The sequence below is a fragment of the Flavivirga aquatica genome (assembly GCF_001747085.1).
Taxonomy (GTDB): Bacteria; Bacteroidota; Bacteroidia; order Flavobacteriales; family Flavobacteriaceae; genus Algibacter_C; species Algibacter_C aquatica.
Genome location: NZ_MDJD01000048.1, coordinates 106,760 through 119,042 on the forward strand (window position 1 = coordinate 106,760; position 12,283 = coordinate 119,042).

General features: G+C 30.3%; 10 protein-coding genes. 5 read left to right on the forward strand and 5 right to left on the reverse strand.

Translation table 11 applies throughout. The features are described from left to right. Positions 1 to 22: 22 nt before the first annotated feature. From A8C32_RS13000 to A8C32_RS13010, 3 genes are all read left to right on the forward strand, one after another. Positions 23 to 1,558 (forward strand): peptide MFS transporter, encoded by a 1,536-nt coding sequence (locus A8C32_RS13000; protein ID WP_069830865.1) that lies wholly within the window; start codon positions 23 to 25, stop codon positions 1,556 to 1,558. 28 nt (positions 1,559 to 1,586) lie between these two features. Then, a complete protein-coding gene (locus tag A8C32_RS13005) occupies positions 1,587 to 3,371 on the forward strand; it encodes a peptide MFS transporter (RefSeq protein WP_069830866.1) in 1,785 nt (594 codons plus the stop codon). Between the two features lie 177 nt (positions 3,372 to 3,548). Continuing rightward, a complete protein-coding gene (locus tag A8C32_RS13010; protein ID WP_069830867.1) occupies positions 3,549 to 4,013 on the forward strand; it encodes a thioredoxin family protein in 465 nt (154 codons plus the stop codon). An 11-nt stretch (positions 4,014 to 4,024) separates the two neighbouring features. On the opposite strand, the gene A8C32_RS13015 is transcribed toward A8C32_RS13010, so the two are convergent. The 5 genes from A8C32_RS13015 to surE are packed head-to-tail and all read right to left on the reverse strand — an operon-like array spanning position 4,025 to position 8,822. Beyond that, complete coding sequence (locus tag A8C32_RS13015) at positions 4,025 to 6,064, reverse strand: ComEC/Rec2 family competence protein (RefSeq protein WP_069830868.1); 2,040 nt, start codon at positions 6,062 to 6,064, stop codon at positions 4,025 to 4,027. A gap of 21 nt (positions 6,065 to 6,085) precedes the next feature. Continuing rightward, positions 6,086 to 6,640 carry a C40 family peptidase gene (locus A8C32_RS13020; protein WP_069830869.1) on the reverse strand — a complete coding sequence of 185 codons (555 nt, stop codon included), beginning with the start codon at positions 6,638 to 6,640 and terminating at the stop codon, positions 6,086 to 6,088. Positions 6,641 to 6,646: 6 nt separating this feature from the next. Next, a complete protein-coding gene (gene lpxB / locus A8C32_RS13025) occupies positions 6,647 to 7,759 on the reverse strand; it encodes a lipid-A-disaccharide synthase (protein ID WP_069830870.1) in 1,113 nt (370 codons plus the stop codon). A gap of 8 nt (positions 7,760 to 7,767) precedes the next feature. Further along, complete coding sequence (locus A8C32_RS13030; protein ID WP_069830871.1) at positions 7,768 to 8,052, reverse strand: hypothetical protein; 285 nt, start codon at positions 8,050 to 8,052, stop codon at positions 7,768 to 7,770. Next, positions 8,049 to 8,822 (reverse strand): 5'/3'-nucleotidase SurE, encoded by a 774-nt coding sequence (gene surE / locus A8C32_RS13035; protein ID WP_069830872.1) that lies wholly within the window; start codon positions 8,820 to 8,822, stop codon positions 8,049 to 8,051. The genes A8C32_RS13030 and surE overlap by 4 nt, the downstream gene beginning before the upstream one ends. A 180-nt stretch (positions 8,823 to 9,002) precedes the next feature. Between surE and A8C32_RS13040 the strand changes: the two genes are divergently transcribed. After that, on the forward strand, positions 9,003 to 11,144 hold the full coding sequence (locus A8C32_RS13040) for a carboxy terminal-processing peptidase (RefSeq protein ID WP_069830873.1): 2,142 nt from the start codon (positions 9,003 to 9,005) through the stop codon (positions 11,142 to 11,144). Positions 11,145 to 11,151: 7 nt separating this feature from the next. Next, on the forward strand, positions 11,152 to 12,246 hold the full coding sequence (locus tag A8C32_RS13045; RefSeq protein WP_069830874.1) for an ABC transporter permease: 1,095 nt from the start codon (positions 11,152 to 11,154) through the stop codon (positions 12,244 to 12,246). Positions 12,247 to 12,283: the final 37 nt, after the last annotated feature.

Genomic DNA, 12,283 nt, shown 5'->3' on the forward strand with positions numbered 1-12,283 from the left:
TTGAAAATAAAAGAATAAAGTTATGCCAAATACTATTTTGAAAGATTCAAAAGAGCCTCAACTTTTAGGGCACCCAAAAGGATTATTTTATTTATTCTTTGCGGAATTATGGGAGCGTTTTAGTTTTTATGGAATGCGAGCGTTACTAACGCTCTATATGGTTCAAGAAATATTTAAAGCATTTGTAGAGAAAGATACAGCTACTGCTGTTGTTTATGCATCCTATGGTTCTTTAGTTTACGCTTCAACAGTTATAGGAGGTAGAGTATCCGATAAGATTCTAGGAATGCGCAGTTCTATTTTTCTTGGAGGAATTTTAATGTCTTTAGGGCATTTCGTTTTAGCTATTCAAAACGACATTGCTTTCTTTTTAGCCTTAGCTCTTATAGTTGTCGGTAACGGTTTTTTTAAGCCCAATATATCAACATTTGTCGGTGCTTTATATAAAGATGGAGATACCAGAAAAGATTCTGGATTTACCATTTTTTATATGGGAATTAATATAGGAGGGTTTGTGGCACCATTATTATGCGGTTGGTTAGCCTCAGCTTATGGGTGGCATTACGGATTTGGATTGGCTGGAATAGGAATGTTAGCTGGGTTAATTTTCTTTTGGAGCGGTATTAAAAAGAATGTTTTTGGAGATAAAGGCTTGCCTCCAAGTTTAGATATTTACGAAAAGAAAGTTTTAGGTATTCCACAAAAAACATTGGTTCCAATAATAGCTGTTTTATCTGCTCCAGTAATAGCTTATGTTTTATCTTCATATAAAGCCATAGCAAAAGGAGAATCATTTTTAGGTGATGAAACTATTGTTGGGTTAATCTTTAAATTAGTAGGTGTTATTGTTGTTTTATATTTAGGATACATAATGTATATAGCAACACTTGACGAACGTAAAAAACTATTCATGGCAGTGTTAATTACATTTTTTATGACACTGTTTTGGGGTTTTCATGAATTGTCAGGTAGTGTAATTACTTTGTTTGCTTCTAGAAATGTAGATTTAACATTCATAAACGCAAGTCAAACAAATGCTTTGAATTCTATGTTTATCATTATTTTGGCAATCCCAATTTCTTTATTATGGGCATATTTATCCAAGAAAAATTTAAACCCTAGAACACCTTATAAGTTTGGGTTAGGCTTAATATTAGCTGGATTGAGTTTTTATGTATTAGCAATTAGTGAGGGCAGTGCAAATGAAAATGGTATGGTGCCAATGGCGTATTTGTTTGTTATGTATTTCATTATTTCTATAGGAGAGTTATTTATGTCTCCAGTTGGATTATCTAAAATAACAGATTTATCACCAAAACGAATTGTAGCTTTTATGATGGGTATTTGGTTTTTATCATCAGCATACGCATTTCAAATTGTAGGGTTCATTTCTAAGCAATTAGCCGTAGAGAGTACCGATGTAAATGTTGGAGGTTTAGATACGCTTCAAATCTATATTGATGGGTTTAGTTTAATTGCTAAGTATTCTATAGGAGCAGGTATAGCTGTTCTTATATTTTCTCCATTAATGAAAAGACTAATGGGTAAAGTACATTAATATTTTAAAATTATTTAATAAGTTTTATATGAATACAGATATTGAAAATCTATTTAAAGACAAAGTTATTGGTCATCCAGCAGGACTATTTGTAATATTCTTTACTGAAATGTGGGAGCGATTTTCGTTTTATGGAATGAAAATTCTTTTAGTTTTATTTTTAACGGCTCCTTTTTTAAGTAATAACCCTGGTTGGGAATGGTCACGAGAAAATGCACTAGCTTTAATAGGAACTTATTCCTCTCTCTTATATTTAACACCAATAATAGGAGGGTATGTTGCAGATAAAATTACAGGATATAAATGGGCAGTAATTATAGGTTGTTTTATTATGATGCTAGGACATTTGTCAATGGTATTTGAGACAACAGCATCTTTATATATAGGTCTAGCCTTATTAATAATAGGTACAGGTTTTTTTAAACCAAATATGACCTCAATGATTTCTGAAATGTATAAAGGTAAAGAGGCTAAAAAAGATGGCGCGTATACTATTTATTATATGGGCGTAAATGCAGGAGCATTTTTTGGAATGATGTTGTGTGGTTATTTAGCTGAAAATATTGGCTGGAGTTATGGATTTGGGCTTGCTGGTATTTTTATGTTGGGAGGTTTAATACAATTTTGGTTAGCTAAAGACTTATTTGGAAAAGTAGGAGAAAGACCTTCTATAATATATGAAGTTGAATTAGCTCAAAATATTAATGAGGAAAGTCCAAAAAAACATGATACATCTTCTACCTCTGAAAAATTGAATCCATTTACCTCAGTGGATAAGGTATTAATCGTTTTATCATCTTTATGTGGGGTTTTATATTTATTTAATGACCCAATGTCAAAAATAGGAAACATTAATTTATTGCCATTTAGCATAGGAGGATTGGATGGTTCTAATGCTACAGTTTTAATAGGTTTAGTGTTATTTTTGTTTTTAATTATTTCTAGAATGCTTAGGTATGAAGCAGTGTTAAGAGATAAAATAATAGCAGTTTCAATTTTTGGAATATTTACAGTATTTTTCTTTGGTGCTTTTGAGCAATCATTGGGATCTATGACGCTTTTTGCTAGAGACTATACAGCACGTGCGTTAAGTGGAAATTCAGCTTTAATTTTTAAAATCATTGATACAACTCTTACGGTTGTGCCTTTAGCTATTATAACATGGGTACTGTATCTGTTATTTAAAAAAACATATTCAAAAATACCATATTCGAATATTGTCCTTGGAATAACATTTGTCTTTTTATGGTGTGTTGTTTTTTATAAAATTAACAATGAATTTAGCAAAGAAACTACCGAAGTAGGAGCTTCTTGGTTTGGGATTTTAAATTCTTTCTTTATAATAACACTAGCTCCTTTATTTTCTAAATGGTGGGAAAGCAAGTATAACCCTAGTGTAGCTATGAAATATGGCATAGGTATGGTTCTACTTGGGTTAGGTTTTGGAATTTTGGTATTTGGAACTCTAGGGATACCTCAAGGAGCAAAAACAGCCTCAGTTAGTATGATATTCTTAATATTGGCTTACCTGTTCCATACTATGGGAGAATTATGTATTTCTCCAGTAGGTTTATCTTATTTGAGTAAGTTAGTTCCTGGTAGAATGATTGGATTTATGTTCGGTATTTGGTATTTAGCAATAGCTATAGGGAATAAAGCAGCTGGATCTATGGGAGGAATGATTGATAAAATAACAGAAGAATATTCGTTAAGTACTTTTTTCTTAATCTTTACTCTCGTACCTCTAAGTATAGGTGTTATTTCAATGTTGCTAAATCCTATCTTAAAAAAGCTAATGCACGGTGTACGTTAATCGAAAAAATAATTAAAATAATTTCAAAATGCTCCAAATTTGGAGCATTTTTTGTAAGTTCGGAACAACTTTTGCTACTTAATGAAGTATGAAATGAGCTATAATAATGAAGTTTATAACAATGAATATGGTTATTAGTGAGTTGCATATTAGATGATTAAAAAATAAAAACGAAAGATGAAAAAGATATTATTTATATTACTATTTACAGTATTCACATCAATAAATGGTATTGCCCAAGGGTTAACTTGGCATACAAACATGGATGAAGCATTCGATATTGCAGCTAAAGAAGAGAAACCATTAATGTTATTCTTTACAGGCTCAGATTGGTGTGGTTGGTGTATTAAATTGCAAAATGAAGTTTTTAAAACTGCTGATTTTAAAAAATGGGCAAAAGACAATGTGGTTTTGGTAGAATTAGATTACCCAAAAAGAACACCTCAAGCACAAGAACTTAAAACTCAAAATTATGAATTACAAAGGATGTTTAACGTTAGAGGGTATCCTACAGTTTTCTTTGCTAATCCACAAAACATGGCTGAAGGTAAAAAGAACTTAAATAGTCTAGGTAGTACGGGCTTTGTTCGAGGAGGGGCTGAGAAATGGCTAGCAGTAGCAAATAACATCATAAAAAAATAAAATATTACATACTAATATTTAATAATAAAAGCTCCTTTTTTACTAGTTTGGTGAAAAGGGAGCTTTCTTTTTTTACAAATAGTTAACCATCGTTCAATATAAGATTTGTAATTGCTTCCATCTGCAATAATATACTTTGGTTTTATAGAGTCTATTAAACGATTCAAGTTTATTTTTGGAGATTGTCTTAACAAAACATAATCTGGTTTGAATGATTTTATATTATAAATACCTAAAGAATCAATAACTAAGAGTCTCTTATCGTTAATTTGATAAACAGATTGAAATAAACCATCTTTAATATGTGTGATGTGATTTTCAATAGTATAATTTTTAATGATATTGTCTTTAACTTTAGTTAAACTATCAAAATCATTAGCAACTGTAATTTTATTATGGGATGTGTTTCCTAAAAGACTATATCTACTTTTATGAAAAACAATAAATTCATTTGAATGCTTACTGTAATTTTTGAAAACAAAAGCTATTTGAGTAATTAGTATTGCAACTAAAAAAAGTTTTAAAGTTGAGTAGTTTCTTTTAATTAAAAGCCTGAAAAATGAAATAATTAATAAATAGGAAACAAGAACATGAACTAGGCTAAACGAAATATCTTTAAATAGGAAAAATTCTTGGTTAGAAACCCAGTTAACAAAAGCATTCATTAAGCTAATAATACCTCCGTATATATTGGCTATAAATTCAGGTAGAATATTAAATATAGATAAAAGAATAATAAGTATTCCTAGCCCTAAAATAATACCTAAAAAAGGAATAATAACGAGATTGGAGATAAAAAACAAACTTGGAAATTGATGAAAATAGAATAAACTAATAGGAATAATTCCAAGTTGCGCAGAAATAGTTATTGTAAAAGTGTGCCAGAGTTTATCTGTAATCCAATATTTTGGTTTCCATTTTTTGTATAAAAAGGGATCCACAGTTATAATAGCAAAAACTGCCAAGTAGCTTAATTGAAAACCAACATCAAATAAAAATAAAGGTTTAAAAAGTAATATAACAAACATGCTTATAGCTAAAGTATTGTAAATATTAGTAGGCCTTTTAAGATTCAATGCTATAGTTATAATGCTAAACATAGTAACAGAACGAGTAACAGATGGTGAAAACCCTGCAATCAAAGCAAAACACCATAAGAAGACAACAAGTAAGGTTGTTTTAATAAATTTACCATATTTTAAACCTTCTATAGGCTTAAAAATTAAACTTAAGATTATTAAAATAATACCTACATGTAAACCAGATACAGCTAAAATGTGTACAGCACCAGCGTTTGTGTAACTTGTATAAACCTTTTTACTAATATCTTGTTTCTGCCCTAGTAAAAGTGCGTTAATAATAGCTAGTTCATTAGGTTTAAAACGATATAATTTTAGTTTTTTATTGATATATTGCCTTATAGTGCTAGCTAAACCAAATAAAGTATGAGTATCAGATTTACCATTTAATAATGATTGATTATTAATAAAGAGTTGGTGGTAAATATATTTTTTGTCTAAATAGCTTTTGTAATCAAATTGATTTGGATTTAGTGGAGAAGCTAAATTTTTAAATACGGTTTTACTTATAAAAGTAGCATCAACTTTTAAAGTTTTTTGTAGCGTATCTTTTTGAATATTTAAAAGTGATTTTCCTTTAGATACCTTGTCATTTATTTTTAAAACATCGATAATATATTTATCATAGAAATTACCAGATTTTAACACCTCTCTAATTCTAAAAGTAATGGTTTTTGGAGTGTCTTTTTGTTTTGAAACCTGATGCGTGTAATGGCTTGAAAAGTTTTTTTGATTATGAAGATTAATAGTTAGTACACCAATAGCAATCATTAAACCAAAAGCCGTAGTTCCAAACCAATTTGATTTAATAAATTGATTTCTTGCAATTAAAAAGATGACAAATAAAATAGCAAGTAAAGATGCAGTTAGGCAAAAAGATACGTTTAGTGAAATATTAGTTAAATAACCAATAGTAATTCCTGTAATTAAACAAAGTGTTAGCTTAATTATTGTAAAATTGAGTAACTGCATATTAAGGCAAGATAGAATATCCTATAAAATTCTACGAGCTTCTGAAAATGCAGAATTCCAATAACGTTCCGAAAGATTAGAAACAATAACACCTTTACTTGATGTAGCATGTATAAATTGAACGCTTCCAGATTTAGATTTTACAACAAGACCAACATGATTGATGGAATTTCTTCTGTTTTGTGTTTTAAAAAAAAGTAAGTCTCCAACTTTAGCATTTTTTAAAGAAATTTTATTGCCGCGTTTAGCCATGTCTCTAGAGGTTCTAGGGAGTATAATATCATGAGATTTAAAAGATTGATAAACTAAACCAGAACAATCCATTCCAGCTTTTGTCGTGCCACCCCATTTATAGCGAATACCTTTAAATTGTACAGCGTAATCTACAATAGTATTGGCTTTAGATTTTGTAATAGTTGCTTTTTTAGATGTTTTACTTTTATAAGCAGTAGCTTCCTTTTTGTTTTTTTTAGTAATGATTTTAGAAGATGCTGCTCTTTTGCGTCTAGTATGTTTTGAGGATTTACAGCTATTAAAACTAGCTATTAGAATAATTACAAAAAGTATTTTTTTCATTTAAAATTAAGGTTGGGTAGATTTATAAATTAGGCTTGCTGTTTTTTCACTTGCGCCTTTTCCTCCTAAAGCTTTTTCTAATTCATAGTAATCTATAAATAGTTTTTTACGAGTTTCAGGGTTTAAAATATGGTCAAGTTCTTTTTTGAGTCTTTTTTTATTGAAATCACTTTGAATAAGTTCGGTAACAACCTCTCTATCCATAACTAGGTTTACAAGTGAAATAAATTTTAGGGTTATGATGCGTTTCGCAATTTGATATGAAATATTACTACCTTTATAACAAACCACTTGAGGTACTTTGAAAAGAGCAGTTTCTAAAGTAGCAGTTCCAGATGTAACTAAAGCAGCAGAAGAAATACTTAGTAAGTCATATGTTTTATTAGGGATAAATTTAACATTATAAGATTTTATAAAAGGCTCATAAAAACTATAATCTTGACTAGGAGCACCAGCAATTACAAACTGATAGTTTGGGTAATGTTCTAATAGATTTAGCATAACAGAAAGCATTTTTTTTATTTCTTGTTTTCTGCTTCCAGGTAATAATGCAATTATAGGATTAGAACCCAGTTTGTGAGTTTCTCTAAATTTAAAATCGTCAACTTGCTTCCTGTCAGCAATAGCATCAATTAAAGGATGCCCAACAAATGTAACATCATAGCCGTGTTCTTTATAAAAAGGCTTTACAAAAGGCAAAATAACAAACATGGCATCAATATCATGCTTTATAGCTTTTACTCTATTGGCTCTAGATGCCCAAACTTGTGGAGAGATGTAGTAATTAGTTTTAAACCCTTTTTGTTTAGCCCATTTGGCAATACGTAAGTTAAAACCAGAGTTGTCAATAAAAATAATAGCATCAGGATTGAATGTTTCAATATCTGTTTTGCATGATGAAATATCTTTGAAGATCTTACTAAGATTCTTAATAACTTCAATGAATCCCATGAAAGCACGCTCTTTATAGTGTTTTACTAGTGTACCTCCAACAGCTTGCATAAGATCACCGCCCCAAAATCTGAAATTTGCATTAATATCCACTTTTTGCAATGCTTTCATTAAATTAGAGCCATGTAAGTCTCCGGACGCTTCTCCTGCTATAATGTAATATTTCATTTTTATGTTTAGAAGAGTTTAAATATAAATGTAAAAACAGCTATAAAAACAGTAATTAATAGTACGCCTCTTGCTCTATAATCTTGTCTTTTTTTTATAAAAATAAAAAATGCTACTAAATTTAAAACAGCACCTAAGCTAATTAGTTTTCCTAAAAAACCTTCATTAGATGCAGCTTTAATTACTGTTGTAAAATCATCTCCTTGACCTAGTAAACTAGTAGCAAAAAATAAGCCAATAATATTAGCAATTAAGCCAACAAACATGCCTATAAAAATATCTTTTTTAATCATTTAAAGTTCCAAGTATTTAATGTTTTAATATGTAAATGAGCTGTTAAGTCAAACTGTACAGGTACAACAGAAACGTAATGGTGTTCAAGAGCCCATTCGTCTGTGTCTTCTCCACCATCTAAATTAACAAATTTTCCAGTAAGCCAGTAGTAGTCTTTGCCTTGTGGCGTTTTTCGTTTATCAAATTCTTCAACCCAATTAGCTTTAGCTTGTCTACAGACTTTAATACCCTTTATGTCTTCTTTTGATATATTTGGTATATTAACATTTAAAACAACATCATTAGGTATATTATGCTTTAATGCTTTTTCTGTGATAGTTTTAATAAAAGGTATTGAATTTTCAAAATTAGCATGCCATTCATAATCAAGTAAAGAAAACCCAATAGCAGGAATACCTTCAATTCCAGCTTCAATTGCTGCACTCATGGTGCCAGAATAAATAACATTTATTGACGAATTAGAACCATGATTTATTCCAGAAACGCAAAGGTCTGGCTTTTTGTCTAAAATCTCTCTAATGGCTAATTTTACACAGTCAGCAGGAGTGCCAGAACAGCTATATTCTTTTTGAGGACCATCATCAATGTAAACTTGTTTGGCGTACAACGTAGAATTTAATGTAATTGCATGACCCATTCCGCTTTGTGGACTATCTGGAGCAACAACAACAACCTCTCCAAAAGTATTCATAATTCTAATTAAAGTCCTGATACCCGGTGCATTAATTCCATCGTCGTTAGTTACTAGTATAAGTGGTTTTTCTGTCATTTATATTCTTAAATAAAGCATTGCTAAAATACATATTTTCGTTAGGAAATAGCTAATTTCTTTAGTTTAACAAAAAAATACCAAAAAATGCTTATTACGGCATGGTTTTTTCTTTACTTTAGTGGAGAATATGTCGTGCTTTTTTTATAGGCAATCAAATTTTAACAGATGAGAAATATTATGAAAAGGAATTATAAAGTTTTATTACTATTGCTACTGCTTGCGTTTGCGTCTTGTAGTTTTACTTCAAAAAAATTCAGTAACCCAGATAAAGATAAATTATTAATTCAAATAATCACTTTTGTACTAGATCAAGGACATTATAACCCAATAGATTTAGATGATGAGTTTTCAGAAGAGTTGTTTTTAGATTATATAAACTTGTTAGATCCAGCTAAAAGGTATTTTTATGACTCAGATTATAAAGAATTTGAGAAATATAAGTATGCTTTAGATAATCAATTAAAAGTTACAGATATCACATTTTTTAATGTTGTTAATGAACGCCTTTTAAAGCGTATAGAAGAAGCGAAAATTATTTATAAGGAAGTGTTGTCTCAGCCTTTCGATTATACTTTGCAAGAAGTTTTTGATACCGATTATGAAAAAAGCAGGTATGTAAGAAGCCCTAAGCAAATGAAGGATCGTTGGAGACGTCAACTTAAGTTTTCAACACTTTCAAATTATGATGAATTATATGATCAAGAGAAATTGGCTAAAGAGAAAGATCCGACATATGTTGAGAAAACTGAAGAGCAAATAGAAAAAGAGTCTAGAGAGTCGACACTTAAGTCGATAAATGTTTATTATAACGATAATATAGATGATTTAAAAAGAGAAGATTGGTTTGCAGGATATGTTAATACTATAGTTGAAGAGTTTGATCCCCATACATATTATTTGGCACCAAAAGGTAAAGAAGATTTTGACCAACGTATGTCTGGTAAATTGGAAGGGATCGGAGCTAGATTACAAAAAAGAATGGATTATATTAAAGTAGTAGGGCTTATTTCTGGTGGACCAGCATGGAGAGGAAAGGAACTTGAGGTCGAAGATTTAATAATAAAAGTAAAACAAGAAAAAGAAAAATACCCTATTGATATTGTTGGAATGAGCATTAATGATGCTATAAAATATATTAAAGGCCCAAAAGGAACTAAAGTTACATTAACGGTTAAAAAAGTTGACGGTACTATAAAAGATATCGTTATTACCAGAGATGTAGTAGAGTTGGTTGAGACTTATGCAAAGTCATCTATAGTAAATAAGGATAATAGAAAATTTGGTGTTATTAATTTGCCAGCCTTTTACGCAGATTTTAGAGATTATGAAAATATAAATGCAGCAAAAGATGTAAAGAAAGAAATTGAGCATTTAAAAACAGAAGGAATGGAAGGTTTAGTTCTTGATTTACGTGATAATGGAGGCGGATCTTTACCAGCTGTAGTAGAAATGGCAGGTTTATTTATTAAAGAAGGGCCAGTTGTACAGGTAAGATCTTCTGGAGAAAGAAAAGAAGTTTTAAAGGATAAAGATAAGTCAATTGCATGGGATGGTCCATTGGTTATTTTAGTTAATGAAATATCAGCATCTGCTTCAGAAATTATGTCGGCAGCAATGCAAGATTATAAACGAGCTATTATTATAGGAGGAAAACAAACTTATGGAAAAGGTACAGTGCAAAATGTTATTAGCTTAAATAAGATGTTAAGAAGTAGCACCTCTACAGATTTAGGAGCTTTGGCTTTGACAACTCAAAAATATTATAGAATAAATGGAGGATCGGTTCAGTTAGAAGGCGTTAAAAGTGATGTAAACGTACCAGGTAAATTTAGCTTTATAGATGTAGGAGAAAAAGATAAAGAAAACCCATTGCCATGGGATGAAATTTCGGCAGCAGAATATACACCATGGAAAAATTATTTTGACTACGAAAGAACAATTAGTAAGAGTAAAGAAAGAATGCGTAATAATGAGCAATTAAAGCTTATTGAGAAAAGAGCAAAATGGATAAAAACTAAAATTGATGAAACTGTTTATTCTTTGAATTATGAAGAGTATAAAGCACAATTAAAGTTTAACCTTGAAGATGCTAAACAATTTGATGCTATTTCAGAATATAAAACGAGTTTAATATTTGATTCTCATAGTTACGAAAAATCACTTTTTACAAAGGATACTACAGATTTAAAAGAGAAACGTAAACGTTGGCATGAAAACTTAAATCAAGATGTTTATGTAGAAGAAGCAATTAATGTCTTAGAAGATTTAAAAACCTCTTATTCTATTAAAAAAGTAGCAGCGACTAAAGTAAGAGATTAATTTATTTATGAGTCATAAATCAAACTCACTAAAACAATTAGCGCTCCAGAAGTTTAAAAGAAATTTTTGGGGCGTTTTTAGTTTTTATTTTATTGTTTTGGTTGGAGTTATATCTGTATTTGCATATGTTCTTGCTCCAGATAATTCGCAATATGCAAACCAAATGCATTTAGCAATTCATTCCAAAAAGCCAGGTTTTAAGGTGCAAATGCTTATCATGCCATCTCAATTAAAAACTAATCAAGGTGTTTTTGATAAAATATTTTTCGGGAAAAAGAATGTAAATACCGAAATTCCAATTTCAGAATATCGTATTGAAAATAGTATTTTAACTTATAAAGAATATGCTTCAGACGGATTGAAAGGAACAGAAAAAACAATTAAAACAGATTTACTTCTTAATCATTCTCCTAAAGATTTTATAAAAGAAAAGTCTTTTCTATTTGGTACCGACAAGTATGGGAGGGATTTGTTGAGTAGGGTTTTGGTAGGAGCAAGAATTTCCTTTTTTATTGGTTTTGTTGCTGTTTTTATTTCGCTTGTAATCGGCATTTTTATGGGGAGCCTAGCAGGGTATTTTGGAGGTAAAGTTGATGCTGTTATTATGTGGATTATTAATGTGACTTGGTCTATACCAACGCTGTTGTTAGTTATAGCAATAACCTTAGCTTTAGGTAAAGGGTTTTGGCAAGTATTTATTGCTGTAGGGCTTACTATGTGGGTTGAGGTGGCTAGAGTGGTGCGTGGGCAAATAATTAGTGCTAAAGAAATGCAATATGTTACAGCTGCTAGAGCGCTAGGTTTTAATGATTTTAGAATAATTACCAAGCATATTTTGCCAAATATAATGGCTCCAGTTATTGTGATTTCTGCAGCTAATTTTGCAGCAGCTATTTTAATAGAAAGCGGACTTAGTTTTCTGGGTATTGGTGCGCAACCACCAATGGCAAGTTGGGGAGCTATGATTAAAGATCACTACAATTATATCATTTTAGGAAAACCTTATTTGGCTATTATTCCAGGGCTTTGTATTATGAGTTTGGTTATGGCATTTATGCTTATAGGAGATGCTTTGCGTGATGCATTGGATGTGAAAAGTTAAGTGTATAATTAGTATTATAGGTTTAAGAGTCTTTTAA